Raw genomic sequence first — 26,072 nt, 5'->3', positions numbered from 1 at the left:
TTCTATCATACCCTTTAAATATTACTGTTTCTTGACACTTTTATGTAGAAATATTACAAAATTATTTTTTATTTCCCCAAACAAGCTATTTTTTGTCATAAAAGATACTATTTTTATGCTATTTAAGGTATTAGAAAGGTTTTCATCCGCAATTAAAGCCAAGACCTTTATTCTTTGATATAATAGAGATAAGAATTTTTATAAGGGGAAACTGATGAAATCACTTCGTTTTCAATCTGTCTTTGATATCATCGGACCAGTTATGATTGGCCCATCTAGTAGCCATACTGCTGGTGCTGTTCGTATTGGGAAGATTGTCTCTTCCATTTTTGATGATACTCCGACAGAAGTCGAATTCCAACTATTTAACTCATTTGCCAAGACCTATCGTGGTCACGGGACAGACCTAGCTCTTGTTGCTGGTATTTTAGGCATGGATACAGATGATCCTGAAATCCCAAACAGCCTGGAAATTGCTCACAAGCGTGGCATCAAGATTGTCTGGACCATTCAGAAAGACAGCAATGCCCCTCACCCAAACACCACTAAAATTACCGTTAAAAATGCTCATAAGACCATTAGCGTGACTGGTATTTCTATCGGGGGAGGAAATATTCAGGTAACCGAACTCAATGGCTTTGCCGTCTCTCTCAATATGAATACACCGACTATCATCATTGTTCATCAAGATATTCCAGGTATGATTGCCCTCGTAACAGAGGCCCTTTCACGCTATGGTATCAATATCGCCCAAATGAATGTCACTCGTGAAAAAGCTGGTGAAAAAGCTATTATGATTATCGAAGTTGACAGTCGCAACTGTGATGAGGCCATCGAAGAAATTCGAAAAATCCCTCATCTCCACAATGTCAATTTCTTTAAATAGGAGGAAGCATGTTTTATTCTATCAAAGAATTGGTCGAGCAGGCAGAACTGGACTTTCAAGGAAATGTCGCAGAACTCATGATTACAACAGAGTTTGAATTGACTGGTCGCGAACGTGAAGAAGTCTTCCTTCTCATGGAACGCAATCTAGAAGTCATGAAAGCCTCTGTCCAACTTGGCCTCAATGAAAATAAATCTCGTAGTGGCCTGACAGGTGGAGATGCTGCCAAATTGGATCACTACATCAAAAACGGAAAAACTCTGTCAGATTACACGATTCTCTCTGCTGCCCGAAATGCCATTGCAGTCAATGAACACAATGCCAAAATGGGCTTGGTTTGTGCCACTCCGACCGCAGGAAGTGCTGGCTGTCTGCCTTCCGTTCTAACAGCTGCTATTGAAAAATTAGACCTCAGCCACGAGCAACAGCTGGATTTCCTCTTTGCTGCCGGTGCCTTTGGACTAGTCATCGCAAACAATGCCTCTATCTCAGGTGCTGAAGGTGGCTGTCAGGCCGAGGTTGGTTCGGCCTCTGCTATGAGTGCTGCAGCCTTGACTCTAGCTGCCGGTGGAACACCTTATCAGGCCAGTCAAGCCATTGCCTTTGTCATTAAAAATATGCTAGGCCTCATCTGTGACCCTGTTGCCGGCTTGGTCGAAGTTCCCTGTGTCAAACGCAATGCCATGGGAGCTAGCTTTGCCTTCATCGCAGCAGACATGGCCCTGGCAGGTATCGAATCTAAAATCCCTGTGGATGAAGTTATCGATGCCATGTACCAAGTAGGAGCAAGCATGCCAACTGCCTTTCGTGAAACAGCTGAAGGTGGACTCGCTGCCACCCCTACTGGTCGTCGCCTCCAAAAAGAAATTTTCGGAGAATAAGCTTATCAAATAGGAGAAACCATGACCTCTATCTCAGCTATCTTTTTCGATCTGGACGGAACCCTCGTTGATAGTTCTATCGGGATTCACAATGCCTTTACCCATACCTTTAAGGAGCTGGGGGTACCTAGCCCTGATGCCAAAACGATTCGTGGTTTTATGGGACCGCCTCTTGAAAGTAGTTTTGCGACCTGCCTTCCCAAAGAACAAATTTCTGAAGCCGTGCAGATATACCGTTCGTACTATAAGGAGAAAGGCATCCATGAAGCTCAGCTCTTCCCTCATATTGTAGGCTTGCTTGAGAAGTTATCGAGCAATTACCCTCTTTATATCACCACTACAAAGAATACTCCAACCGCTCAAGACATGACTAAAAACTTGGGAATCTATCATTTCTTTGATGGCATTTATGGTTCCAGCCCCGAAGCACCCCATAAGGCAGATGTCATACGCCAAGCCTTGCAGACACATCAACTAGCACCGGAACAAGCCATCATCATCGGAGATACCAAGTTTGATATGCTTGGAGCTCAAGAAACAGGCATTCAGAAATTGGCCGTCACTTGGGGATTTGGAGAGCAAGCAGATCTACTAAACTATCAGCCTGATTATATCGCCCACAAACCCATAGAAGTTTTGAGGTATTTTCAATAACATATACATACGACAAGGCGACGTTAACGTGGTTTGAAAAGATTTTCGAAGAGTATAAGTCTCTACATAACAAAACGCATATTACCAAGGTTCTTCAGACCTGATAATATGCGTTTTTCTTTTTTATTCAACGTGGGTTGTTTGATTGGCAAAGGCGATAATAGCTTGCTTCAACTCATCTCCACTGAGAGTGCGGAACTCTTCAATCTTTTGATCGATGGCTTCTAAAGGCATAACATTGACCTTACCAACGAAAATCTTATCCATAACTTGGTTATCAACAAGTTCGGTTGATACCAAGAGTTCTTCGTAAAGTTTTTCACCTGGGCGGATTCCAACTTCAACGATTGGAATTTCACTTTCGGTGTGTCCACTTAGAAGGACCATTTTCTTGGCCAAGTCATAAATCTTGACTGGTTTGCCCATATCAAGGATAAAGACTTCCCCATCCTTGGCATAAGCACCAGCATGGATAACCAAACGGCTAGCTTCTGGAATAGTCATAAAGTAACGGGTCATGCGGAAATCTGTCACCGTTACAGGACCACCTTCAGCAATCTGACGTTCAAAGACTGGAATAACACTACCACGGCTACCAAGAACATTCCCAAAACGAACTGCACAGTAGGTTGATTGGCTACGTTGGTTAAAGCCAGTGACAATCAACTCAGCCACGCGCTTGGTTGCTCCCATAACATTTGGTGGATTAACCGCCTTATCTGTCGAAATCATAACCATCTTAGGTACTTTGGCTTCATCAACAGCCTTAGCAACATTGTAAGTTCCACGAATATTATTTTTGAAGGCTTCTTTTGGATTGCGCTCCATCATAGGAACGTGCTTGTGGGCTGCCGCATGATAAACAATAGCTGGCTTGTACTGCTCAAAGACTTGCAACAAACGGTCATAGTCTTGAATATCGGCAATAACTGGTACATAATCAATCCCTTGGAACTTGCGAATCAATTCATGATAAACAAGGTAGATTGAATTTTCCCCATGACCGAGCAAGACGATGCGTTCAGGATTGAAGCGACTAACTTGGCGACAGATTTCAGAACCGATTGAGCCACCAGCACCTGTGACTAAGATTGTCTTACCTGTCAGTTCTGCTCCCAGACGCGATTCATCAAGACGAATTTCCTGACGTCCCAAAAGGTCCGTAATATCAATTTTTTGGAAGCCAGTACCTGCTTGGTGAAGTCCTTGAACAACCGTTTCAACCTTAGGCATCTTGTAACATTTGACTCCCAGCTTATTACACATCTGCAAGATACGTTCATATTCTGACGGGTCAAGCGACGGAATCGCAACGATAACACGCTCGATTTGATGGCGTTTGGCTAATTCAGGCAGATCATCATATGAACCCAAAACAGGGATTCCACCAAGTTTTTGGCCCTTTTTCTTAGAATCCTTGTCCAAAATACCGACAAGTTCTAATTCACTAGTTGGATGTTGGTAACTATCCATAAAGAGGGCTCCACCATCACCGGCACCAATCAAGAAGGTCCGACGGTGTTCTCCATCACCACTTCCCTTTTTGCGTTTAGAGTAGATTAACTGCCAAGTAATCCGTGGCAATAAAATCAAGAAAGTACTCAACAAGATAAAGAGAATGATGAAACGGATTGAAAAAAGTGGCAAGAAAGCATAGCAGATACTATATGACAAGATACTGCTAGCAGTCACACCAAAAAAGATTTTCATGAAATCCGTAATCTTGCTGTAACGACTAATACTAGCGTTCAGCCCCCAAAATCCAATCATCAATTGATAGAACAGGAAAGCCAAACTCGTATAGATGATGTAGTCAACAGGTGCTGGATTAATCAATCCGTAGAATAAAATATAAGATACAATGATGGAAACCACCATACTCAAAATATCAAATATTCCCCAGAAAACCTGTTTTTGTTGTTTATTTAAAATTTCCACCAGATCAATCACATAATCTGTGAGTTTTTTATTCATAGAAATTTACTCCTCCTTAAAAGAGCTGGATGATTATACTCAATGAAAATCAAAGAGCAAACTAGGAAACTAGCCGCAGGCTGTACTTGAGTACGGCAAGGCGACGTTGACGCGGTTTGAATTTGATTTTCGAAGAGCATTATATTGTTATTATAACACTTTTTCTAAAGTTTACGATTTGCTACAATCTTTTACTTGCTTTTTCGTAACAGTTTCATAAAAATAAACTGTCGGACAAATCCAGGACAAAGGGCAACAATCATCTGAATGGCAACACTCTTGGCGTACTCCAGGTAAGAAATTTGCCCTCTCTTCAGCATGCGCTGACGAGCTTGACGATAGAGTTTGAGGTAACGCAGTCCCCCACGACGCTCAAACATTCCTGCTCCAACACGAACCTTACACAAGATTTGATCCAGATTTCCAGTCTTGGCTCCTGCAGCAATCATGTTGAGCCAGAGGAGGTCATCCTCCATATAAAGGCCATCCTCATAGTTGCCTGCCTTGAGAACCATGTCCTTCTTGAACATGACAGTCATGTGGTTAAAGGCACTTCTCATCCTTTGATAAGCCACAATCTCTGCATGCTGGGTTGGAACACGACGGTAAGAAACAATCTCATCAGGATTGTCAATAAATTCTGCAATATGTCCACCTAATAGGTCGAGCTTGTCCTTCTCCATTAGCTGAACCTGTTTCTCAAAACGGTCTGGAACTGCTATATCATCCGTATCCATACGGGCAATAATATCATACTGACACTGCAAAACACCCTGTCGAAGAGCCAGACCCAAACCTTGATTCTGCTCAAGAGGATAGCGTTTCACTGGAATTTCAGACTGGGCTTCCACTTGGTTTAATACCTGATAGAGCTCAGGTGTCAAAGGCCCATCCTCAACCAGAACCAATTCGCTCGGTTTCAGGGTCTGATTTTGAACACTCTCAATAGCATCCTTTAAAAATGTCGGATTTTCCTTGATATAGACCGACATCAATACGCTGATTTTTTGCTTTTCAGACACAGTTTTTCTCCAATGTATAGATTTCCTTCCACTATTTTATCATAATTTTCAAGACTTTCCCATTTTTATCTTGAAAGCCCAAAACCTTACTTGACATTATAGGGAAAAAGCCTTAAAATAAGCTGTTATTAAAATCAGCTAGAAGAGGTATTATATGAAAAAGCAATCACTCTTTTTTGTTCCAGGTATTATCCTGATTGGTGTTTCCTTGCGGACTCCTTTTACTGTTTTACCCATTATTTTGGGAGATATTTCGCAAGGGTTGGGAGTAGAAGTTAGTTCGCTTGGTGTCTTGACCAGCCTTCCCCTCCTCATGTTTACCCTCTTCTCACTCTTTTCTACCCGACTGGCTCAAAAAATCGGCTTGGAGCATCTCTTCACCTACAGCCTTTTCTTCTTGACCATCGGTTCTCTCATTCGACTAATCAATCTGCCCCTGCTCTATCTAGGAACCTTGATGGTTGGGGCAAGTATCGCAGTCATCAATGTGCTGCTTCCTAGTCTCATCCAAGCCAATCAACCAAAGAAGATTGGTTTTCTGACCACCTTATATGTAACCTCTATGGGGATTGCGACGGCTCTGGCTTCCTATCTAGCCGTGCCTATTACACAAGCCAGTTCTTGGAAAGGACTTATCATCCTCCTCACCCTGCTCTGTCTAGCAACTTTTTTGGTCTGGCTCCCAAATCACCGCTATAATCACAGACTAGCTCCACAAACCAAACAAAAAAGCAAAGCAAAGGTCATGCGTAATAAACAGGTCTGGGCAGTGATTGTCTTTGCAGGTTTTCAATCCTTACTCTTTTACACCGCTATGACCTGGCTACCTACCATGGCCATCCATGCAGGCCTATCCAGTCACGAAGCTGGCTTGCTGACCTCTATCTTCTCCCTGATTAGCATTCCTTTTTCAATGACCATCCCAAGCCTGACAACCAGTTTATCTACTCGTAACCGTCAGCTCATGCTCACTCTGGTTTCACTAGCTGGTGTGGTCGGTATTTCCATGCTCTTTTTCCCAATCGGTAATTTCTTTTACTGGCTTGCCATCCATCTCCTCATCGGAACCGCAACCAGTGCCCTCTTCCCTTATCTCATGGTCAATTTTTCACTCAAGACAAGCGCTCCTGAAAAGACGGCCCAATTGTCCGGTCTATCTCAAACAGGAGGCTATATCCTAGCAGCCTTTGGACCAACCCTCTTTGGTTACAGTTTTGACCTTTTCCACTCTTGGGTACCAGCTGTAGCTGCCCTCTTACTCGTCGATATCCTGATGACTGTGGCCCTCTTTACAGTGGACAGAGCTGATAAAATCCTCTAAACTTCTAGTTTTGGCTAGAAGTTTTTTATATATAAAAATTTTACACATTTCTCTTGACAGGGCTTTCATTTAGATGTACAATGTATGTGTAGAAAAATTATATATAAAAATCTTACACATTAGAAAAGGAGGTTCCCCATGTACTTTCCAACATCCTCTGCCTTGATTGAATTTCTCATCTTGGCCGTACTGGAGCAGGATGATTCTTATGGTTATGAGATTAGCCAGACCATTAAGCTTATCGCTAACATCAAAGAATCTACGCTCTATCCCATTCTCAAAAAATTGGAGGGCAATAGCTTTCTGACAACCTATTCTAGAGAGTTCCAAGGTCGCATGCGCAAATACTACTCCTTGACAAATGGTGGTATAGAACAGCTCGTGACCCTAAAAGATGAATGGGCACTTTATACAGACACCATCAATGGCATCATAGAAGGGAGTATCCGCCATGACAAGAACTGAATACCTGACTCAGCTAGAACTCTATCTCAAGAAACTACCTGAAGCTGATCGCATCGAAGCCATGGACTATTTCAGAGAACTCTTTGACGATGCTGGAGTCGAGGGAGAAGAAGAACTCATCGCTAGCTTGGGAACTCCTAAGGAAGCAGCCCACGAAGTTCTCTCCAATCTTCTCGATAAAAAAATCAATGAAGCGCCTGCTCAAAAGAATAACCGACAAATTTTGCATATCGCCTTGTTAGCTTTGCTTGCAGCCCCTATTGGTATTCCTCTGGGAATCGCCATCCTCGTGTCCCTGTTCGCAATCCTTGTTGCTGCTTTGACTGTCATTCTGGCTTTCTTTGCAGTTTCCATACTTGGTATCATCGGCGGATTCCTATTTTTAGTTGAAAGTTTTACTGTCCTAGCCCAAGCTAAATCAGCCTTTATCTTGATTTTCGGTTCTGGTTTACTAGCTATCGGTGCTTCTTCGCTGGTTTTATTAGGTATTTCCTATGTAGCTCGCTTCTTCGGTCTACTCATTGTTCGCCTGGTGCAATTTGTTCTTAAAAAAGGAAAGAGAGGTGACCAGCATGCGTAAATGGACAAAAGGATTTCTCATTTTTGGTGTTGTGACTACCGTTATCGGCTTTGTCCTGCTCTTTGTAGGCATCCAATCTGACGGAATTAAGAGCCTACTTGCCATGTCCAAAGAACCTGTCTATGATAGCCGTACGGAAGAGCTAACCTTTGGCAAGGAAGTCGAAAACCTAGAAATTACTCTCCACCAACACGCGCTGACCATCACAGACTCTTTCGATGATCAAATCCACATTTCTTACCATCCATCTATTTCTGCTAACCATGATCTTATCACAAATCAAAACGATAAAACGCTGAGCCTCACTGATAAGAAACTGTCTGAAAGTCCATTTCTCTCTTCTGGAATTGGCGGGATTCTCCATATCGCAAGTAGCTACTCTCGTCGTTTTGAAGAAGTTATTCTCCAACTTCCAAAAGGGAGAACTCTAAAAGGAATCAACGTGTCAGCCAATCGTGGACAAACTAGTATCACTAATGCTAGTCTTGAAAATGCGACCATCAATACCAATAATGGCTATCTCCTCCGAATTGAAGGAAGTCGTATCAAAAACAGTAAACTCACAACCCCTAATATCATTAATATCTTTGATACAGACCTTACAGATAGTCAGCTAGAGTCAACAGAGAATCACTTCCACGCTGAAAATATCCAAGTCCATGGTAAGGTTGAACTGACTGCCAAAAAGTATCTCAGAATCATCCTAGACCAGAAAGAGAACCAACGAATTAACTGGGACATCTCAAGCAACTATGGTTCTATCCACCAATTCACAAGAGAAGAGCCTGAATCAAGAGGTACGGAATTAAGCAACCCTTACAAAACTGAAAAAACCGATGTCAAGGATCAACTCATTGCTAGAGCTGATAATGATATTGAGCTAATATCCATACCAAACAGACGTTGACAAAAGCGCTTACATCTGCTACTATAAAAGCATATTTATCTAACTAAAAAGGAGGTTCTACCATGAAACAAGAATGGTTTGAAAGTAATGATTTTGTAAAAACAACAAGCAAGAACAAACCTGAAGAGCAAGCTCAAGAGGTTGCAGACAAGTCTGAAGAAACGATAGTCGATCTTGATACACCAATTGAAAAAAATACTCAAGTAGAGGAGGAAGTCTCTCAAGCTGAAGTCGAACTTGAAAACCAGCAAGAAGAGACAATTGAAACGCCTGAAGACAGTGAATCGAGAACAGAAATAGAAGAAAAGAAAGCATTAGATTCTACTGAAGAAGAGCAAGATCTTTCTAAAGAAACAGAAAAAGTCACTATAGCTGAAGAGAGTCAAGAAGCACTTCCTCAGCAAAAACCAACCACGAAAGAGCCCCTTCTTATCAGTCAATCCTTAGAAAGTCCCTATATCCCCGACCAAGCTCCAAAATCTACGGATAGATGGAAAGAGCAAGCGCTTGATTTTTGGTCTTGGCTAGTGGAAGCAATCAAATCTCCTACAAGCAGTCTTGAAACAAGTAGCACACACAGTTACACAGCCTTTCTTTTGCTCATTCTGTTTTCTGCATCTTCCTTTTTCTTTAGTATCTACCACATCAAACATGCTTACTATGGACATATAGCAACTATGCATAATCACTTCCCTGAACAATTTGCTTCATTAAATCTCTTTTCGATTATCTCTATCCTAGTAGCAACAACGCTCTTCTTCTTTTCATTCCTCTTGGGTAGTTTCGTCGTGAGACGATTTATCTACCAGGAAAAGGACTGGACGCTAGAAAAGATTCTCCAACAATATAGTCAACTCTTGGCAATTCCAATCTTCCTCACTGCTATTGCTAGTTTCTTTGCCTTCTTTGATAGCCTGCGATTTACAGCCCTCTTGTGTGTGATTAGCATTGGAATCATTCTTCTTGCCAGTCTCCACATCATTACAAGACCAAGTCAAGCAAGTGAAACCGACTCCTTCTATCAATTATTCTTGTCTGTCCTTGTGAACGGAGTCATTATCCTCCTCTTCTTTGTAGCTGAAGTGGCACTGATTGGAGATTATCTTCGTATCTTAGCCTTTCTTTAAGATTCAATCCTGTCATCCATGGCAGGATTTTTCTATACCAAAAAGCAAGTCGATTGACCTGCTTCTGATTTACTCTTCTTGTGCTAATGCTTTAAAATCTTTGTCCTAGGATGGGTTTTATTCCTAGAGTTCAGTAGTATGATAACGTTGCTATGAAGTTCGTTATTCCAAATATTATGCAAACTAGTTATATGTAAAATTAAGATTAGAAACCACCAATCTCCATTTATTAACTTTTAATGAAATTCGTCCATATTAATAACTTTACCTGCTCTGGCAATAACATCCTTATCATGAGTCACGACAATAACAATCTTTTCCTCGTTCACTAATTTCTCAACCTCATTTAGAAATAATTCAGTTGAGTTTCTGTCCAAATTTCCTGTAGGCTCATCAAATAGATAGATGTCCTTTTCTTGCGATAAACTCCTCATGAGTAGAATTTTTTGTTTCTGACCTTGCGAAATATTGGTGGCTTTCCCATCAATCTGATGACTTAGAGCTATATTGAGATTCAGACTATCAAGATTATTTGATTCATAGTTTTCCTTATTAAATAGAGTGAAATTAATATTTTTTGAAACACTTCCAGGGAATACATGAAATTCAGATGAATACACGCTTAAATAATCTAAAATATTAGTCTCCTCTAAAGTAGAAAAACTTTCCATTCCATTCAGTACAATATCACCCTCTGTTGGAGAAGATAATCCCTGAATAATATTCAAAAGAGATGATTTCCCAGTTCCATTCCCGCCTGTAATAACGGTTAATTCACCACTATTGAACTCAAAATTTAATTTAGTAAACACCAATCTTTCATCCCATTTTTTACATAAATTCCGGCATGACAATTGTTCAATTTTAGATACTGGAATGGTAGCAAGATTACTTTCCATCCCTACTTCCTCTAGTCCAATAAACTCAAAGGAATATTGACTTTTTTTCAATGCTACCCAAGATGTAATTAAAGAATTTAAAATGCTGGATAACAGTAATAAAATCAAAATACTATTTGTATACTCCGATATATGTGCGTAATCTCTAATAATATTTACAGTAGCAAGCAAAAATGAACCAGTTAAACCAATAAATATCTGCGTAGAAGCTAATAATCTATTGGTAATATGTGTACTATCTAGTTTCGTTCCCAATAGTTCATTGAGTCTTTCATCAAATTCTTTGATGAAGTCGCTAGATTTTTGGAAACTTATAATATCTTGCAAACCATAAATTGTATTTTCTACCAGAGAACTAAAGTTAGAACTATTAGCAATAAATTCTCGCTGATTTTTTACAACTTTTCGTATTTCAAAATTGACATATAAACCAAGAATAGCTATAGATACGCATGTAACTGCGAAAATAATAATATTCAATTTTAATAGCAATAACAGTAGCAAACAAAACACTAAAAGCTGTACCTTTAAGTAAAATTTTTGCATAATACCTGTTGCTGATAACAATAAATTCCAAAAATAACTACTCACATACTCATAATTTTTAGTTAAAGAAAAATCATTTAATTGGTTCTTATAAAAAGAGGACAGAATATCATTTAAAAAATTATTCTCAATCTTTCCTTTTAATCTCGTTTCTAATATAGAGAACTGCCAATACAAATATGAAGCTAATATTATTGAAGCTAGGGTAAATAGTTGAATACTAAACTGAATGTTAAGTAGACCAGACATTGTTATTTGTAGTAAAAAAGCAATAGCAATAGGTAAACTAATTTTAGCTAATCCCAAGAAAAAGATTGCCAATTTTCTCTTCCAACCAAGTGAAGCTAGAAATCTATGATATAACTTATCTGCATAGCTTATCGTAACAATATCTTTTCTATCTTCTGAATTAACATTCTCATTCTTTTGAGGAATTAAAACAATTCCTACACTCTGACTAAAAAGTTCTAATCTTGAAATTTTCTCAATTTCCTCATTTGCAGGATCAGAAACAATCAATGAACTACTGTCTCCATCCAACACGACGATATAATGAGGCAAGCTAGCTCTTTCTACTACTAGTAAATAAGGAAATGATACGTTGTTTAACAAACTAGGAGTCTCAATTTGATAAGAATCCGCATCAATACCATAGCTTTTTAGTATATCTTCTATATCAAACAAAGACAGTCCTTGGTGGTTATTGTTATCAAATTGTAGACTATCTAAATGTTCTAATTTTGGGAAATAGTAAGAAATGATTGTCTTTACACAAGCCATTCCACAATCCAGCAAAGTTGCTTGTTTATAGTGACTAACCATTATTTTCTCCTTTTTCAACACTTATCTTACTATAACCATCAACTTCAATGACGCTATTCGAAGTTTGATTTGTCGTAGGAACCTTTAAAACTTCTCCTGTATTATTTGTATGCAAAGTATAGATTCCATCAAAATCTTTAGGAACTGTAATAGATACATCGCCAACAAGAGTATCTACAAAAATTTTTTCGAAAGTTGCATTTTTCCCTAAGGAAATGGTTACATATAACTTGTCTTTCCCTTGTGAACTCAAAGCCAAATTAAAGCCATGTTGTGAAAATGGAATATATAGACTATCTGAACTCATTTTAACGTTTTTAGTTATGTTATTCACTGATTCTTCGGAAACTTTTCCTTCTATTTGAACACTTGTTTCATCTGATTCACTCTTGACAACTTTAACATCAATTGCTTGCTTTGAACCATAAAACTCTAACGTTTTAATACTTTTAGAAGAAAGAGCCCACGATTGTTTTACACTGATTGTCGTCTCTCCTCGTTTTAAGGTTAATAAAATTCCAGCCACTACAAACAGTAACAACAGCCCAATTACAATTCCTATTTTTTTCATCATTAGTACTCCTACTTAAATTCTTTTTTACTGAATACAACAAACGCAAGTACAATCACTGCTATACTTACCAATATAGGATAGCCTACATTCGTAAGGGTAAATTGACTTACTCCAGGGGAAGTTTTCAAATTTAAAGTCATTAATAAATAGTCTCTCACACTCTCACCAGAGTTTGGAAGGACATAAACCAATAGGTTATCAAACAGTAAAATATAGAGTATATAAATCATACATGATTCATAAACCTTATCAAATATTTGAAAAATTAATAATGAGATACTGATAATAACCAAATAGTATGGTAGTTGATGTAAAAATGTCGAAACAATCAACACCAAGTCTCCCTCCAAATAGACGAGGGCTGTTAAACTATAAAAAATAGTTACATATAGGAAAGACAAACAAAAGGCTCCCAAAGTTTTATATAAAAATAACTTCCAACGTTGTTTTTCTTTTGTGAGGAGAATGTTAATCGTACGGAAACTATAATCTTCCCCCCAGAAAAATAAATTAGTAGAGATAAAAAGCAAAGGAATAAAACCACTCACATTTGAAATCAATACTCGAAATGCTGGTTCATCTTCATTCGATGACTTAAAAAATAAGGAGAATAACAAAATCAATAATCCTATCAACAAACTAGGAAGTACTCCTCTTTTTTCCCAGTAAAATTTATACATATCTGCTTTAAGAGAATTCATGACTCTCCTCCTTTCTTAAATCATCAGATAATATTATGCAAATAGTAGTCCTCAAAGCGTTCTTTCTTAATATAAATATCCTGTATCACTAGATTTGACACGACACTATATTCCAAGATAGCCATTAATTTTTCCTTTTCTGGCACAACCAGATAGTCATCCTGCTCAAAATGAACAATGCCCTCTTCTTTTAAAAACGTTTTTAGAATCTGATTATTACTCGTCTTAAGGAAGAGCTTTTCTGACAAATCATTTGCTAGCTCTTTTGAACTCATCACATTTAGAATCTTTCCTTTTTTCATGATGATATACTTATCTGTTATAAATTCCAATTCTGACAGAATATGGCTCGAGATTAAAAAAGTAACTCCTAACTGATCCCGTAAATTCAAAATCATTTTTCTTAAATCTGAAATCCCTTGAGGATCTAAACCATTCACTGGTTCATCTAAGATAATAAGCTCTGGATTATCCAAAAGCGCAATTGCTATCGATAGTCTTTGCTTCATTCCAAGGGAATAGTTTTTTACTTTTCGATCCCATGACGGTTCCGGCAAGTGAACCAATTCCAACATTTTTGTGATATCTGTCTTTAAACCAAATCTTGTTTTATAATATTGCAGGTGTTGACGTCCAGTCAAGTTTGGATAGAGGGCAGGTGATTCGATAATACTACCAATCTTATGCTGCGAAACACTCTCAATTTCTCCCTTATCAGCTTGAATTAGTCCTAGAAGAATTCTCATTAAGGTTGTCTTTCCTGCACCATTTTCACCGATAAGACCACATATTTCCCCTTGCTCAATATCAAAGGAAATATTATGTAAAACCTGTTCTTTCCCATATGTTTTATCAATATTTTTAAGACTTAAAATCACACGATTCATAGTTTCTCTCCGTTCATTATATTAAAAAGTCTCTGACAAGGAATGAACCCTGCCAGAGATTTTTAGATTACGTTAACTCCAGCAGAAGAACCCAATACCTGTGAGCATTCCATAAATACCGAGTGGTGAAACAGCACAAAATTGACCTGCTACAATGTGTCTTTTGACACGTCCAGTTAGTTTTCTCATCAGAAAACCCTCCTTTTAAAAAATTTTTTATAATAACCAAATGAGATTCTCATTTCAGTCATTTATTAACTGTTTTAAATCTTTAGACAAGATTTCTTCGCTTCCTTGTTCTACATAAATTTGTTTCACTATCCCATCTTTATCCACTATAAATATTGTTGGAATAGCTTTTACATCAAAAAACTTAAAAGCTTGTAAATCTTGATCTATATAAACTGGAAAGGTAAAACCCTGATTCCTTAAAAATTGATGAGAGGTTTCAAGTGTTTCACGTTCCCCATCAACTATATCCACCATAAAGAAATCAACTTTATCTTGGTATTTATCATAAAGGCGCTGAATGATTGGGAGCTCTTTTTGGCAATCAGGACACCAACTAGCCCAGAATACCACAACCTTTGGTCTAAACTTATAATCTGATAGTTGAACCTGTGCTCCCTCATTAGAGGTTAACAATGCATTCTTGAATGTTGTATTTTTAGTTTTTGAAATATATTGGTTTATTTCCTCCTCTTTTTTTAAGAGGAGCTCTTGCGCTGTTTCTTCTTGATGATGAGATTCCTGGTTTTGATAGTAAAATCCTGCTAAAAATAAAGATGCTATCACAAGAAGAACCATTGTCTCTACAACATGTTTTTTTGACATCATGGATTGTCCTCCACTTCTGAAATTCTAAAACTTTCGATAATAGATAATTCTTCTGGTAAGATTAAAACTCGCTCTTCGCCTGCATCTAAAATAGCTAAACGGAATGGTTCCTTATTCAACTCTATTTGTACCAACTTTTGCTCCGTCGTGTTATTTCGAAACAGCAAACTGTGGCGAGTTTGTGTAAACGTCTCTAGCGAGATACTAAAATCTTCCATTTCTATCTCCTATCCAGAAAACCAAAAACTAAGACTTAAGAATACTTCAAATCCAAACATGCTTCTTTCCTCCTTATCTCTTGTTCTTTATGATCATAGTATAGCGCTTTCAAAAATAAAAAAACATGACAAAAATGTCATGTTAGCTCTCCATTTCCTCAAAAGTTTTTAAATCTTTTTCTTTTTCTCCCAATATACGCGCTTCTAATACTTGGTCTCCAAATGCTTGAGCACAAATAATAGCTCTATCGTATAAGCGGATGGCTTTTTCCTTATCCCGTTTATGAAATAAGGTACACATAGCTTCAAGCATATCAACAATTGGCTTGTTTTGAAAATCCTGCGATAAAATCATCAGCCTGTTCATCGCCTTAACATAAGGCTCAAAAGTGGAGTAAGATTTTTCCATCCATTGAACAGCTAAAGAATCAAGCACTGTTCTCTTTAACATATAAGCTGTCTCTAAATCGGATGAATTTGTTTCTCTTATAAGTTTTTTAGAAAGCATCCAAAACAGTTCATGATGATACCCAATCGGTCTTGCTAAACACGAAACAAAGTACAATTTTATCAGAAGCAAATCATTCACCGAATAGTTTTTCCTTATCTTTACTTGTTCAAAATATTCATCCAGCAAAGCATCGCCAAAACCTGCATCTTCACTTACAAAGACATCAAAACTAGCTTGTAAGGCACTAACTGCAATCTGCTCATCCTCAGGTAGACTGTCATAATAGTGTTCGTAAACTCTTTCAAACAACTCTTCCTTAACTTGGATTCTATCATCATCTCCATAAGTTTGAAACTTAATGAGTTTATCCTTTAATATCAAGTACTCGGAGGGTAAAATCATATGATCCATATCTACTATATGTGAAATTGAACAGCCTAGTTTGTAAGCTATATACTCTACCTTGGATAAACTCGGGGAAGACTGGCCTGATTCAATCCGTGCTAATTGGCGCACCGTTATCTCAGTTTCATCATCACAAAGAGTTTCACGAGTGATATGTTTCATCTCTCGCAACATTCGGATTCTTTTACCTACTTCCTTCTTGATATCCATCTTAAAATCTCCTGATAATTAGTTACCGAATAATATTATATTTTTTATATTATGCTGTTTTTTATTGAACTAAGCAATTCTTAAAATTTTATATTACAAAACTTAACAAGACTAAACCATATTTCGCACGCTAAATAGCAATTGACCTGCTTCTGCTTTACTTTTCTTGTGCTAATGCTTTAAAATCTTTGTCTAAGATGGGTTGCACTTCTAATTGATTGGCATCTAGTTGGTGGTAAGATGCTGATGGTAGTGACTCTAGGAATTTTGCATAGTCTAAGCGGACAATGGCTTCATAGTCTTCTGGTTTAGAGCCGTCTCCTGTGATTTGAACCAAGTCAATCTCCCACTGCACTTCCTTATCCACCAATTGCTCAATATAGGCAGTAGGAACAAATGGTTCTCTCGGTAATACTGTCTTGACTCCTTGAGCCAGATGGTAAACACCGTGCACTTGGCCTTCTCCATCCTGATAGAAGGAAACTCTTGCAAAGTAGGCATCTGTCTCTTGAACCGCACGTACACGCGCTTCAAACTGAGCCAAGCCATTTTCCTCTAAAAAGCTTTTCAAGTCCTCATGACCAAAGAAAACAGGATTAAAAATTCCTTGGCAAATCGTAAAACGGGCTGCAGCGTCTGTCAGATGGGCTTGAATACTTGCTTGGAAATAAGCTTCAAAATCAAAACCATCTAGTCCTTCAATCTCAGTTCCTGTATAAGCAAGCAGAGCATCTAAAAATGATTTGATAATCTGCCAGTCTGTCTTCGTGAGTAGGTCAGGAAGATCGATACGGTAAGCCTTTTGACTATCAGCATAACTGACCTTAAAAAGAAATTGTGATTGCCCCACTATCGCACACTCGATATACTCAAGACGATTAAGAGGCTGACGGAGATAGATAGCATCATAGCTATGCGACTCCAAACCATCCACCAAGGCCAAGATAGACTTGGCAGTCAAAATTTCCTGTTCTCCTAAAATGCTCTGTTTATTTGGAATAAAAAATGTTTTCGTCATAACTGAACTCCTTTGAAATCGTTTACATATAGTAAACCTTATTTTTCTGAAAGATACAAAAACAAACTTTATACTCTTCGAAAATCAAATTCAAACCGCGTCAGCTTCGCCTTGCCGTACTCAAGTACAGCCTGCGGCTAGCTTCCTAGTTTGCTCTTTGATTTTCATTGAGTATTAATTTTTGAGTAAAAAGCATAGAAAAACAGCCCCTAAGGACTGTTTAATCTTATACAGTAGCTGCTTGATCCAAGCTTTCACCGATAGCGGCTAGGCGCTCGATCACTTCAGCTTGTGTCAATTCATTTTCTGAAACATAGCGGTTACGTGGGTGAACACGGCACTCGTGTGAGCATCCACGAAGGTACTTGTCTTCATTTTCTTCTGATGTCAAGATACGACGGTTACAGAATGGATTTCCACAGTTGACATAACGTTCACATGGTGTTCCATCAAACCAGTCTTTTCCTACGATAGTTGGGTTGACATGGTTAACATCTACGGCAATACGCTCGTCAAAGACGTACATTTTTCCATCCCAAAGCTCACCTTGGACTTCTGGGTCTTTACCGTAAGTTGCGATTCCACCGTGCAATTGGCCGACATCTTTGTAACCTTCACGGACCATCCAGCCTGAGAATTTCTCACAGCGAACCCCACCTGTACAGTAAACCACGACACGCTTGTCCATGAATTTTTCCTTATTGTCACGGACCCATTGTGGCAACTCACGGAAGTTACGGATATCTGGGCGGATAGCCCCACGGAAATGTCCTAGGTCGTACTCATAATCGTTACGTGTGTCAAGGACAACGGTATCTTCGTCAAGAAGGGCTTCTTTGAACTCTTTTGGAGACAAGTAAGCACCTGTTGTTTCAAGTGGGTTGATGTCGTTGTCAAAGTCGTTGTCTTCCAAACCAAGGTGGACAATCTCTTTCTTGTAACGAACAAACATCTTCTTGAAGGCTTGTTCATTTTCTTCGTCAATCTTGAACCAGAGGTCTTCCATGCCTGGGAGGCTGTGAACGTAGTCCATGTATTTTTGAGTTGTTTCATAATCCCCTGAAACTGTTCCGTTAATTCCCTCGTCAGCGACTAGGATACGGCCTTTAAGGCCGATTGATTTACAGAAAGCCAAGTGGTCGGCAGCAAATTGCTCTGCATTTTCAATTGGAGTATAAAGGTAGTAAAGTAAGACACGAATATCTTTTGCCATAAGATTTGTTCTCTTTTCTATTCTTAAATTTTCAGAATTTTTCATCTAACTATACTAGTATACCTGCTTGAGAAAGCGAATGCAATTTATTTGACTGGAAATTGTAGAAAGGGATTTATCCCTGCACTTCATCAGTAACCATAGCGAATAGCAGACAATTCTCTCAATTTTTTGATCTGCTCAGCTTGACTTTCTGACAAAGTCAGCTTATTGTCAATCAACACACGTGATATGTCAACGTTCATTTGGCTCAGAATGAACGGAGTAGAGGTCCCATCGTCCTTTAATCGTCTTTTATAACTCACTAACTGATTTTTCAAGTGAGTAAGTTGAGGCGCATCCTTTATATCTTCCAGTAGATGATCAATGATCGTCATGGCTTCACTACGTCTTTCGCTTCCTCCAGCAAACCATTTTAATGGTGTCATTCTTATTTTCCTCCTGAAACTCACTTATAAATTTGATAAACTATTATTCCTAACTCTCGATCCAGTATTTAACCAAACACCCTGTGTAAAAAAGTCAGCAAAAATGGTAAGGTCGCCACAATATTATTGATAGCATAAGACGCTCAGCAGGATTGAAGTTTAAAAAAATAAAACTTAATCTTAACTACCGATTTAGCAACTAATATAGTAAGTCACAATAAACCATCTCATTAAAATACTAGGCCTATCTAGACTAAACTTAAATTTTTGTTTAGAGGCTGGACAAAAACTCAATTTCAGGAGAAAACGAAGTAAATCTTCCTACAATAAAACTGACATGATAAAAATCCTCATCGCTCCAAACAACACTATCCATGCCAAAACCATGAGTATGATCATCTGTAAAATCAAAACTCCCTAAAATCACACCTGCTAATTCTGCTAACGTTTCTTTTCTAGAACGTGTATATGCCGATAGCAACCTTTCCCAAATTTGGCGAAAACAATCCAAGAACGCACAAATAATAGCTTTTCAGTCTCTATTTTCTGTTTTATTCATTTTAAATGTACCATAATCCCTCCAATAGTCAAGCAGCATAATTTCTTTTAATCTATCATCCCTCTTGAGTTTATCAAACTAAGTCACCTATAACTCGAAAAAGGTATATAAATAGAATGTTTCACGAGAAACACTCTATATCATCTATTATAACAACGAGAGTATTAGGTATCTATCTGCTCATCATTAGTAGGCCTACACTCTATCCCCAAGATTATCCACAAGTTGTGAATAACTATCCCAAACTGTGCTTAACTCTTTATTTACAGGAATTAAAACTACTTTATAATTCTAAAAAGTTACTAGATTGGTCATACCAATAAGAATTATCACTGAAATAATCAGAAGTTATCCACACTTATCCACAATCTGTTAGTAACTCTTGTGAATAGTCTTATTTAAGCTAAGATTCATCTCTCACCATAACTAAAAAAGAGCCTGTTGCCAAGCTCTTTAGTCTATTATTTCTTCTCAGCGCGAAGGGCTGACAAGATTTGTGTACGGATATCATCCACACCATTTGGCGTATTTGGTAAAAAGATGGTTTGATTTCCTTTAGAGGCAAAGGTATTCAAGGTATCCAAATACTGGTTGGTCAAGAGGATGGACATGATTTGTTCTTCTGTCATGCCAACATTGGCTTCCTTGAGTTCGGTGATAGACTCTGCTAAGCCATCCACAATCGCCTTACGTTGTTGGGCAATCCCCACACCATGGAGGCGATCTTTTTCTGCTTCGGCTTCAGCTGCAGTGACGATTTTAATCTTATCAGCTTCCGCCAATTCTTGCGCTGCGACCCGCTTGCGCTGCGCCGCATTGATTTCATTCATGGATTGCTTGACTTCTGCATCTGGTTCGACCTTGGTAATCAAGGTTTTCACGATAATATAACCGTAAGTAGTCATTTCTTCTGCTACTTGGTGTTGAACTTCAAGGGCAATCTCATCTTTTTTCTCAAACAATTCATCCAAGGTTAATTTGGGAACAGAAGAGCGAAGAGCATCTTCGATATAAGATTTAATCTGAGATTCTGGACGCATGAGTTTATAGTAGGCATCTGTTACGCTCTGCTCATTAACACGGTACTGAGTCGCTACATTCATCATAACGAACACATTGTCCTTGGTCTTAGTCTCAACCACAATATCGCTTTGCAACAAGCGCAACTGAATCCGCGCTGCAATCGAGTCAATCCCAAAAGGCAAGCGGATGTGAATACCGCTATTGGCAACCTTTTGGTATTTCCCAAAGCGTTCAATAATCGCCACCGACTGTTGACGAACCACATAAACTGTACTCAGTGTGACTATCACCAATAGGAGCACACAAACCACCACAAAAATCATCAAAAATGTTGTTACCATCGCGACGACCTCCATCATTATTTTTTTCTGTATTATAGCACATTTAAAGAAGGATGTGCAGTTTTTACTGCAATTTTTCCTGAAATGTCAATAATTAGAGGTGAATTGTCACATTGTCGTCAAATCTCTTGCTAAAACAACTCTTTATAAAAGGCAATCGTTTCTTCTAAGGTTGGCATAAATGGGTTTCCTGGTGCGCAGGCATCAATCAAGGCATTCTTAGAAAGGTATTCAAAGTCGAAATCTTTTTCTTCAATACCAAGTTCAGTCAATTTCTTAGGAATACCTACTGTCTCAGAAAGCTTCTCAATCTCAGCAATCGCATAATCGGCACACTCTTCATCTGATTTATCCTCTACATGGAGTCCCAAGGCCTTAGCAACATTGCGGAAAGCTTCTGGTACACGTTTAGCATTTTCACGTTCTATAACTGGTAGCAACATGGCACAGCAAACACCGTGTGGCAAGTTATATACTGCACCGAGTTGATGAGCCATTGAGTGAACATAACCAAGACCAGCATTGTTAAAGCTCATACCACCAAGGAAAATAGCATTGACCATACCTTCACGCGCTTCAATATCGTGTCCATTTGCTACAGCGCGAGGAAGGTATTCCTTGATAAGCTCAATAGCACCAATAGACAGTTTCTTGGTTACATCATAAGCACCAGGTGTTACCAAAGCTTCAACAGCGTGAGTCAGAGCATCCATACCTGTCGCAGCAGTCAAGGCTTGAGGTTTTGAAATCATCAATTCAGGGTCATTAACAGAGATAAGAGCAAGGCTATTCTTGTCAACCATTACCATCTTAACCTTGCGTTCTTCGTCGGTAATCACATAGTTAATGGTAATTTCTGCTGATGTACCTGCAGTAGTATTGATAGCTACAACTGGCAAGCCTTTTTTAGCAGACTTATGAAGCCCTTCATAATCCTGTGGTTTTCCACCATTTGTAGCCATGATAGAGATACAACTAGCTGCATCCTGTGGAGAGCCCCCACCAAGACTGATGATAAAATCACATCCATGTTCTTCCAAAGCAGCTACCCCATCTGTGACATTCTTACAAGTAGGGTTTGGCTCTACATCGCTAAAGATGACATATTCGATTCCTTCTGTATCTAGCGGTTTTAAAACCTTAGGCAAAATGTCACTTCCTTCGATAAACTTATCTGTCACCAAAAGTGCCTTTTTATAGCCAAGTTCCTTGATATAAGGACCCACTTCATTTACAACACCTTTTCCAATAAGGTTGACTGCCGGAACATAAAATGTAGCCATATAATTTTCCTCCTGCGCCTTCGCGCTATATATTTAACATCATTATATTACTTTTTGTATTCGTTTTCAATCATTTGTGAAATATCTAACAAATATTTTTAAAAGGAGTGGAATTTGACTATTATTTATGAGATCATTTTCCAATATGATACTCTGCTCCTTGAAACAAAATTGCATCTACCAAAGATAACAGCTATAGGCTATCCGCCGACACATGAAATGGGCTACACATCAGCCCCTATTTCAAAAAACCGACTAGCTCCTATGAACTAGTCGATTTCTCATCAATGCGCCAACATTTCTTGGGCAATTTCTTGGCCAGATAGGTTATCTGGGTAGTAGGTTGGCCAGTTATCCATTTCTTCAAAGAGGGCTTCTTGGCTTGTGCCTCCAAAGAAGATATGGAAGTGTTCTGCCTTAACTGGGGCGATATTGTGGTCACTAAACTGAACATACTTGAATTGTCCAGCATCCGCATCTGTCGCTTCAAAGAGGAAGCGCACGCCACGATTTCCTTTCTTATAAGTCAAGATTTTCTTACCAACATACTTGTAGGTGAATTTCTTACTTTGTCCACCTTGAACAAATTCCATAGTGTTATCAGTGATATTAATCTTAGTCACATCTGTCTGATAGCCTTTTGTATAGTAGGCCTTGTACTCAGCCTGAGTCATCTTACCTGTCAACTTAGCCTTGTAATCAAACACTTGATCAAAAGTACCATCTTCAAGGAAAGGATAAACTGATTGCCAGTTACCTGCATAGTCACTCAAGGTGCGATCCTTGACATCTGCATCCTCAAAGTAACCATTTTGGACTGTCTTGGTATCCTCTGCCTTTTCAGGCTCGATTGCTGGGCCTTCTTGGTCCGTTGTTTGTTTCAAAGCCTTGAGGTTTTTCTCCATCACGGAAATGTAGTTTTCTCCAGCCTTGGTGTCCTCTTCTGTCAGACTTTCTAAAGGATTAAGGACATCAGTTTTGACACCTGCCTCTTTTGAAAGTGTGTTAGCAAGGGCCTGTGAGGCATTTTCTTCAAAGTAGATATAGGCAATTTTATTTTTCTTGACATACTCTGTCAATTCTGCCAAGCGAGCTGCTGATGGCTCTGCATCTGGAGAAAGGCCTGAGATTGCAACTTGTTTGAGTCCATAGTCCAAGGCGAGATAGTTAAAGGCTGCGTGTTGAGTCACAAAGCTCTTTTGTTTGGCTTGAGACAATCCTTCTGCATACGCCTTATCCAAGGCTTGTAATTTTTCGATATAGGCAGCAGCATTCTTCTCAAAGGTCTCTTTTTTATCAGGATAATCTGCTGATAAACTGTCACGGATGTGCTCTACTAGTTTAATGGCACGAACTGGTGATAACCAAACATGGGGATCGAACTCATGGTGATGGCCTTCTTCTCCATGGTCATGGTCTCCCTCTTCTTCCTCACCACCTGGCAAGAGCAACATATCGCCTGTCGCCTTGATGGTTTTCACCTTTTTCTTATCCAAAGTATCTAGTAATTTAGGAACCCATGTTTCCATGTTTTCATTTTCATAAACGAAGGTATCTGCGTCTTGGATTTTGGCAACTGCCTTGGCAGACGGTTCATATTCATGGGGTTCTGTACCAGCACCGATGAGAAGCTCTACATTAGCCGTATCTCCTGCGACTTGCTTGGTAAATTCATAGACAGGGTAAAAGGTTGTCACAATATTTAGTTTGCCATCTGCCTGCTTTTGATTGGAACAAGCCACTAAAAACAAGGCACATAGACTGGCGAGTAATAAGCTAATTTTTTTCATGTTCATCTCCTATTTGATAAAACGTCTTACTAAACTGATTAGCAAGAAAACAGTTACAAAAATAATGGTAATACTTGCACTTGCAGGTGTTTCTGCATAGTAGGAAATGTAAAGTCCTGCTACCATTCCCAAAAATCCAATAGCACTGGCAAGCAGCATAACCGATTTAAAGTTTTTCCCCAGACGCAGGGCAATACTAGCTGGTAAGACCATAATGGTCGATACCAGAAGAGCTCCCGCAGCTGGAATCATAAGGGCAATGGCCACCCCCGTCACCATGTTAAAAAGAATGGACATGGTACGAACTGGCAAGCCATCCACAAAGGCCGTATCCTCATCAAAGGTCAAAATATACATCGGACGAAGGAAGAGGAAGGTCAAAATCAAAACAACCGCCGCAATGACAAAGAGGGAAATAACCTGCTCTTCGCTGATAGTCACGATCGAACCAAAAAGATATTGGTCCAAACTCATAGAACTCGAGCTTTTACCCTTGCTCATGACAATCAGAGAAACAGCCAGTCCTGTCGACATGAGGATAGCTGTCCCGATTTCCATAAAGTTCTTGTAAACCGTACGGAGATACTCCAGGAAGACTGCCGCAATCAAGACAATGGCAATAGTAGAAATAGTCGGAGAAATCCCCAGAACCAGACCAAAGGCTACACCCGAAAGCGAGACGTGGCTGAGGGTATCACTCATCAAACTCTGACGACGCAAGATAAGGAAGGTTCCCAATACCGGCGAGAAAAGACTCATAGCAATAACAGCCAGAAAGGCGCGTTGCATAAAGTCGTAAGATAATAAACTAAGCATGGCCCACCTCCTGGTCATTCTCATGAACGTTGAAACAACGCCATGGTGAGTCTTGGTTACGGACTAGATGGATATTGCGGTCCGCATAGTCCTTAACTTCTTCAGGATCATGGGTAATCATCAAAACAGCCTTGCCATGATGATGGGCGCTGTGATGCATGAGTTCGTAAAATTCATTTTTACTTCCTGCATCCATCCCCGTTGTCGGCTCATCTAGAATAAACACATCTGGATCCGAAGCAAACATGCGCGCAATCACCGCTCGCTGCTTTTGTCCTCCAGATAGAGAACCCAAGCGTTTGTCTCGGTGTTCCCACATACCAACTGAGTCCAAACTAGCCTTGATATGCTCCTCATCATGAGCATTCAAACGACGGAACCAGCCTTTTCGCGGATAGCGACCCGACTTGACAAACTCATAAACCGTACTTGGAAAACCTGCATTAAAACTAGCAATCTGTTGAGGAAGATAGGCTATTCTCAATTTCTTACCCTGCGTATTTGTCTTTGAAATGGTCACCTTTCCAATGCGTGGTTGGAGGATTCCAAGACTAGCCTTGATGAGTGTCGTCTTAGCCGCTCCATTTTCCCCAGTCAAGGTAACAAATTCCCCACTATCAACACTATAATTGATATGTTCAAGAACGGGCTCCTTATCATAATAGAAGGATAAATCCTCTACCGTAATGTATCTCATTATTTGATTTCTCCTACTAAAGCAGTCAAAAACCGCTGGATCACTTTTTGTTCATTTGGAGTAAACTGAGTCGCCACTTGTTCATAGGTTAAAAGTGTATGCTCATGGTGATGATGGTGCTCCTCAGCGATTGGACGAGCCAAATCAGTCAACTGATAAAAAATCACACGCGCATCCTTAGGATCTTTAGATGTTTCCAACATCCCTTCCTTGACCAAAGACTTAATGGCCTTGGTAACTGCTGCCTGACTGACATTGAGGCGACGGGCCAACTCTGAATTTGTTAAAGATTCCTCTGACAAAAGCATGAGAATATGCTCCTGAGTATTGGTCAGGGCCACCTCGCTAGTACAATGACCTATTAGGATTTCATGTTGATTTTCTGCCTGCAAAATCACCTCATTTAAAAAGGCATCGATATCCTTCGCTAGCTGTCTCATATCTGACTCCTTTCCTTTTGGACTTCTCTTTTTTTAAGAGAAAAATACTATTCTTTGAAAAATTATTTACTGGTTAATTATATCACAACCAAAAAAA

At 39.2% G+C, this 26,072-nt stretch carries 27 protein-coding genes and 1 pseudogene; 8 read left to right on the top strand and 20 right to left on the bottom strand.

The features are described from left to right. Nucleotides 1-214 precede the first annotated feature (214 nt). The 3 genes from sdaAB to QM409_RS02235 are packed head-to-tail and all read left to right on the top strand — an operon-like array spanning nucleotide 215 to nucleotide 2,421. Nucleotides 215-886, top strand: a complete 672-nt coding sequence (gene sdaAB, locus QM409_RS02245; RefSeq protein ID WP_000838912.1) for an L-serine ammonia-lyase, iron-sulfur-dependent subunit beta — start codon at nucleotides 215-217, stop codon at nucleotides 884-886. 8 nt (nucleotides 887-894) lie between these two features. Beyond that, on the top strand, nucleotides 895-1,767 hold the full coding sequence (gene sdaAA / locus QM409_RS02240) for an L-serine ammonia-lyase, iron-sulfur-dependent, subunit alpha (RefSeq protein ID WP_000500050.1): 873 nt from the start codon (nucleotides 895-897) through the stop codon (nucleotides 1,765-1,767). A 21-nt stretch (nucleotides 1,768-1,788) separates the two neighbouring features. Beyond that, the gene (locus QM409_RS02235) at nucleotides 1,789-2,421 is read left to right on the top strand and encodes an HAD family hydrolase (RefSeq protein ID WP_000200820.1); all 633 of its coding nucleotides are present in this window, start codon (nucleotides 1,789-1,791) and stop codon (nucleotides 2,419-2,421) included. 123 nt (nucleotides 2,422-2,544) lie between these two features. Here the strand turns inward: QM409_RS02235 and QM409_RS02230 are convergent, their stop codons facing one another. Together QM409_RS02230 and QM409_RS02225 are read right to left on the bottom strand one after the other, a co-directional pair. Continuing rightward, nucleotides 2,545-4,395 carry a polysaccharide biosynthesis protein gene (locus QM409_RS02230; RefSeq protein WP_001035713.1) on the bottom strand — a complete coding sequence of 617 codons (1,851 nt, stop codon included), beginning with the start codon at nucleotides 4,393-4,395 and terminating at the stop codon, nucleotides 2,545-2,547. A gap of 191 nt (nucleotides 4,396-4,586) precedes the next feature. Beyond that, the gene (locus QM409_RS02225; RefSeq protein WP_049502588.1) at nucleotides 4,587-5,417 is read right to left on the bottom strand and encodes a glycosyltransferase; all 831 of its coding nucleotides are present in this window, start codon (nucleotides 5,415-5,417) and stop codon (nucleotides 4,587-4,589) included. A 154-nt stretch (nucleotides 5,418-5,571) separates the two neighbouring features. Here QM409_RS02225 and QM409_RS02220 point away from each other — a divergent pair, with 154 nt between their 5' ends. From QM409_RS02220 to QM409_RS02200, 5 genes are all read left to right on the top strand, one after another. After that, entirely contained in the window at nucleotides 5,572-6,738 is a 1,167-nt protein-coding gene (locus QM409_RS02220) for a CynX/NimT family MFS transporter (protein ID WP_049499175.1), read from the top strand. Between the two features lie 138 nt (nucleotides 6,739-6,876). Next, entirely contained in the window at nucleotides 6,877-7,203 is a 327-nt protein-coding gene (locus QM409_RS02215) for a PadR family transcriptional regulator (protein ID WP_000273858.1), read from the top strand. After that, nucleotides 7,190-7,783: a DUF1700 domain-containing protein gene (locus QM409_RS02210; protein ID WP_000198685.1), complete on the top strand. Its 594-nt coding sequence runs from the start codon at nucleotides 7,190-7,192 to the stop codon at nucleotides 7,781-7,783. Before QM409_RS02215 ends, QM409_RS02210 begins: the two co-directional genes overlap by 14 nt. Continuing rightward, a complete protein-coding gene (locus QM409_RS02205) occupies nucleotides 7,776-8,690 on the top strand; it encodes a DUF4097 domain-containing protein (RefSeq protein WP_414305070.1) in 915 nt (304 codons plus the stop codon). Before QM409_RS02210 ends, QM409_RS02205 begins: the two co-directional genes overlap by 8 nt. 62 nt (nucleotides 8,691-8,752) lie before the next feature. Beyond that, nucleotides 8,753-9,817, top strand: a complete 1,065-nt coding sequence (locus tag QM409_RS02200; RefSeq protein WP_414305069.1) for a DUF6574 domain-containing protein — start codon at nucleotides 8,753-8,755, stop codon at nucleotides 9,815-9,817. Nucleotides 9,818-10,053: 236 nt separating this feature from the next. Here QM409_RS02200 and QM409_RS02195 read toward each other — a convergent pair whose 3' ends face one another. From QM409_RS02195 to adcR, 18 genes and pseudogenes are all read right to left on the bottom strand, one after another. Further along, nucleotides 10,054-12,084: an ATP-binding cassette domain-containing protein gene (locus tag QM409_RS02195; RefSeq protein ID WP_084887745.1), complete on the bottom strand. Its 2,031-nt coding sequence runs from the start codon at nucleotides 12,082-12,084 to the stop codon at nucleotides 10,054-10,056. After that, nucleotides 12,077-12,658 (bottom strand): hypothetical protein, encoded by a 582-nt coding sequence (locus QM409_RS02190; RefSeq protein WP_020902116.1) that lies wholly within the window; start codon nucleotides 12,656-12,658, stop codon nucleotides 12,077-12,079. Before QM409_RS02190 ends, QM409_RS02195 begins: the two co-directional genes overlap by 8 nt. An 8-nt stretch (nucleotides 12,659-12,666) precedes the next feature. Beyond that, nucleotides 12,667-13,359: a hypothetical protein gene (locus QM409_RS02185; RefSeq protein ID WP_020902117.1), complete on the bottom strand. Its 693-nt coding sequence runs from the start codon at nucleotides 13,357-13,359 to the stop codon at nucleotides 12,667-12,669. 23 nt (nucleotides 13,360-13,382) lie between these two features. Further along, the gene (locus tag QM409_RS02180; RefSeq protein WP_020902118.1) at nucleotides 13,383-14,246 is read right to left on the bottom strand and encodes an ATP-binding cassette domain-containing protein; all 864 of its coding nucleotides are present in this window, start codon (nucleotides 14,244-14,246) and stop codon (nucleotides 13,383-13,385) included. Between the two features lie 243 nt (nucleotides 14,247-14,489). Next, the gene (locus QM409_RS02175) at nucleotides 14,490-15,083 is read right to left on the bottom strand and encodes a TlpA family protein disulfide reductase (RefSeq protein WP_033682461.1); all 594 of its coding nucleotides are present in this window, start codon (nucleotides 15,081-15,083) and stop codon (nucleotides 14,490-14,492) included. Next, nucleotides 15,080-15,301 carry a hypothetical protein gene (locus tag QM409_RS02170; RefSeq protein ID WP_000389381.1) on the bottom strand — a complete coding sequence of 74 codons (222 nt, stop codon included), beginning with the start codon at nucleotides 15,299-15,301 and terminating at the stop codon, nucleotides 15,080-15,082. Before QM409_RS02170 ends, QM409_RS02175 begins: the two co-directional genes overlap by 4 nt. A 142-nt stretch (nucleotides 15,302-15,443) precedes the next feature. After that, nucleotides 15,444-16,367 (bottom strand): helix-turn-helix domain-containing protein, encoded by a 924-nt coding sequence (locus QM409_RS02165; protein ID WP_020902121.1) that lies wholly within the window; start codon nucleotides 16,365-16,367, stop codon nucleotides 15,444-15,446. A 157-nt stretch (nucleotides 16,368-16,524) separates the two neighbouring features. Then, nucleotides 16,525-17,385: a DUF4299 family protein gene (locus tag QM409_RS02160; protein ID WP_084887743.1), complete on the bottom strand. Its 861-nt coding sequence runs from the start codon at nucleotides 17,383-17,385 to the stop codon at nucleotides 16,525-16,527. Nucleotides 17,386-17,611: 226 nt separating this feature from the next. Then, entirely contained in the window at nucleotides 17,612-18,598 is a 987-nt protein-coding gene (locus QM409_RS02155) for a rhodanese-related sulfurtransferase (RefSeq protein WP_020899966.1), read from the bottom strand. 131 nt (nucleotides 18,599-18,729) lie between these two features. Further along, complete coding sequence (locus tag QM409_RS02150) at nucleotides 18,730-19,026, bottom strand: bacteriocin immunity protein (protein WP_414305068.1); 297 nt, start codon at nucleotides 19,024-19,026, stop codon at nucleotides 18,730-18,732. A 68-nt stretch (nucleotides 19,027-19,094) separates the two neighbouring features. Continuing rightward, a pseudogene (locus tag QM409_RS02145) lies at nucleotides 19,095-19,169 on the bottom strand (CPBP family intramembrane glutamate endopeptidase); the annotation flags it as partial. A gap of 128 nt (nucleotides 19,170-19,297) precedes the next feature. Next, complete coding sequence (locus tag QM409_RS02140; RefSeq protein WP_414310487.1) at nucleotides 19,298-19,537, bottom strand: hypothetical protein; 240 nt, start codon at nucleotides 19,535-19,537, stop codon at nucleotides 19,298-19,300. A gap of 509 nt (nucleotides 19,538-20,046) precedes the next feature. Continuing rightward, on the bottom strand, nucleotides 20,047-20,931 hold the full coding sequence (locus QM409_RS02135; protein WP_004235732.1) for an SPFH domain-containing protein: 885 nt from the start codon (nucleotides 20,929-20,931) through the stop codon (nucleotides 20,047-20,049). A gap of 149 nt (nucleotides 20,932-21,080) precedes the next feature. Further along, nucleotides 21,081-22,232 carry an iron-containing alcohol dehydrogenase gene (locus tag QM409_RS02130; protein WP_045612453.1) on the bottom strand — a complete coding sequence of 384 codons (1,152 nt, stop codon included), beginning with the start codon at nucleotides 22,230-22,232 and terminating at the stop codon, nucleotides 21,081-21,083. Between the two features lie 284 nt (nucleotides 22,233-22,516). Then, nucleotides 22,517-24,022 (bottom strand): zinc ABC transporter substrate-binding lipoprotein AdcA, encoded by a 1,506-nt coding sequence (gene adcA / locus QM409_RS02125; protein WP_000724064.1) that lies wholly within the window; start codon nucleotides 24,020-24,022, stop codon nucleotides 22,517-22,519. A 9-nt stretch (nucleotides 24,023-24,031) separates the two neighbouring features. Continuing rightward, nucleotides 24,032-24,838 (bottom strand): metal ABC transporter permease, encoded by an 807-nt coding sequence (locus tag QM409_RS02120; RefSeq protein WP_045612455.1) that lies wholly within the window; start codon nucleotides 24,836-24,838, stop codon nucleotides 24,032-24,034. Next, entirely contained in the window at nucleotides 24,831-25,535 is a 705-nt protein-coding gene (locus tag QM409_RS02115) for a metal ABC transporter ATP-binding protein (protein ID WP_001269496.1), read from the bottom strand. Before QM409_RS02115 ends, QM409_RS02120 begins: the two co-directional genes overlap by 8 nt. Beyond that, on the bottom strand, nucleotides 25,535-25,975 hold the full coding sequence (gene adcR, locus QM409_RS02110) for a zinc-dependent transcriptional regulator AdcR (RefSeq protein WP_001249308.1): 441 nt from the start codon (nucleotides 25,973-25,975) through the stop codon (nucleotides 25,535-25,537). Before adcR ends, QM409_RS02115 begins: the two co-directional genes overlap by 1 nt. Nucleotides 25,976-26,072: the final 97 nt, after the last annotated feature.

Source organism: Streptococcus mitis (genome assembly GCF_047465045.1).
Classification (GTDB): Bacteria; Bacillota; Bacilli; order Lactobacillales; family Streptococcaceae; genus Streptococcus; species Streptococcus mitis_DT.
This window is presented reverse-complemented; position numbering and strand designations above follow the sequence as displayed.

Bases quoted from the DNA above. Each gene is read 5' to 3' on its own strand.
- sdaAB (WP_000838912.1), top strand. From the start codon at position 215: ATGAAATCACTTCGTTTTCAATCTGTCTTTGATATCATCGGACCAGTT.
- sdaAA (WP_000500050.1), top strand. From the start codon at position 895: ATGTTTTATTCTATCAAAGAATTGGTCGAGCAGGCAGAACTGGACTTT.
- QM409_RS02235 (WP_000200820.1), top strand. From the start codon at position 1,789: ATGACCTCTATCTCAGCTATCTTTTTCGATCTGGACGGAACCCTCGTT.
- QM409_RS02230 (WP_001035713.1), bottom strand. From the start codon at position 4,395: ATGAATAAAAAACTCACAGATTATGTGATTGATCTGGTGGAAATTTTA.
- QM409_RS02220 (WP_049499175.1), top strand. From the start codon at position 5,572: ATGAAAAAGCAATCACTCTTTTTTGTTCCAGGTATTATCCTGATTGGT.
- QM409_RS02215 (WP_000273858.1), top strand. From the start codon at position 6,877: ATGTACTTTCCAACATCCTCTGCCTTGATTGAATTTCTCATCTTGGCC.
- QM409_RS02210 (WP_000198685.1), top strand. From the start codon at position 7,190: ATGACAAGAACTGAATACCTGACTCAGCTAGAACTCTATCTCAAGAAA.
- QM409_RS02205 (WP_414305070.1), top strand. From the start codon at position 7,776: ATGCGTAAATGGACAAAAGGATTTCTCATTTTTGGTGTTGTGACTACC.
- QM409_RS02200 (WP_414305069.1), top strand. From the start codon at position 8,753: ATGAAACAAGAATGGTTTGAAAGTAATGATTTTGTAAAAACAACAAGC.
- QM409_RS02195 (WP_084887745.1), bottom strand. From the start codon at position 12,084: ATGGTTAGTCACTATAAACAAGCAACTTTGCTGGATTGTGGAATGGCT.
- QM409_RS02190 (WP_020902116.1), bottom strand. From the start codon at position 12,658: ATGATGAAAAAAATAGGAATTGTAATTGGGCTGTTGTTACTGTTTGTA.
- QM409_RS02185 (WP_020902117.1), bottom strand. From the start codon at position 13,359: ATGAATTCTCTTAAAGCAGATATGTATAAATTTTACTGGGAAAAAAGA.
- QM409_RS02180 (WP_020902118.1), bottom strand. From the start codon at position 14,246: ATGAATCGTGTGATTTTAAGTCTTAAAAATATTGATAAAACATATGGG.
- QM409_RS02175 (WP_033682461.1), bottom strand. From the start codon at position 15,083: ATGATGTCAAAAAAACATGTTGTAGAGACAATGGTTCTTCTTGTGATA.
- QM409_RS02170 (WP_000389381.1), bottom strand. From the start codon at position 15,301: ATGGAAGATTTTAGTATCTCGCTAGAGACGTTTACACAAACTCGCCAC.
- QM409_RS02165 (WP_020902121.1), bottom strand. From the start codon at position 16,367: ATGGATATCAAGAAGGAAGTAGGTAAAAGAATCCGAATGTTGCGAGAG.
- QM409_RS02160 (WP_084887743.1), bottom strand. From the start codon at position 17,385: ATGACGAAAACATTTTTTATTCCAAATAAACAGAGCATTTTAGGAGAA.
- QM409_RS02155 (WP_020899966.1), bottom strand. From the start codon at position 18,598: ATGGCAAAAGATATTCGTGTCTTACTTTACTACCTTTATACTCCAATT.
- QM409_RS02150 (WP_414305068.1), bottom strand. From the start codon at position 19,026: ATGACACCATTAAAATGGTTTGCTGGAGGAAGCGAAAGACGTAGTGAA.
- QM409_RS02135 (WP_004235732.1), bottom strand. From the start codon at position 20,931: ATGATTTTTGTGGTGGTTTGTGTGCTCCTATTGGTGATAGTCACACTG.
- QM409_RS02130 (WP_045612453.1), bottom strand. From the start codon at position 22,232: ATGGCTACATTTTATGTTCCGGCAGTCAACCTTATTGGAAAAGGTGTT.
- adcA (WP_000724064.1), bottom strand. From the start codon at position 24,022: ATGAAAAAAATTAGCTTATTACTCGCCAGTCTATGTGCCTTGTTTTTA.
- QM409_RS02120 (WP_045612455.1), bottom strand. From the start codon at position 24,838: ATGCTTAGTTTATTATCTTACGACTTTATGCAACGCGCCTTTCTGGCT.
- QM409_RS02115 (WP_001269496.1), bottom strand. From the start codon at position 25,535: ATGAGATACATTACGGTAGAGGATTTATCCTTCTATTATGATAAGGAG.
- adcR (WP_001249308.1), bottom strand. From the start codon at position 25,975: ATGAGACAGCTAGCGAAGGATATCGATGCCTTTTTAAATGAGGTGATT.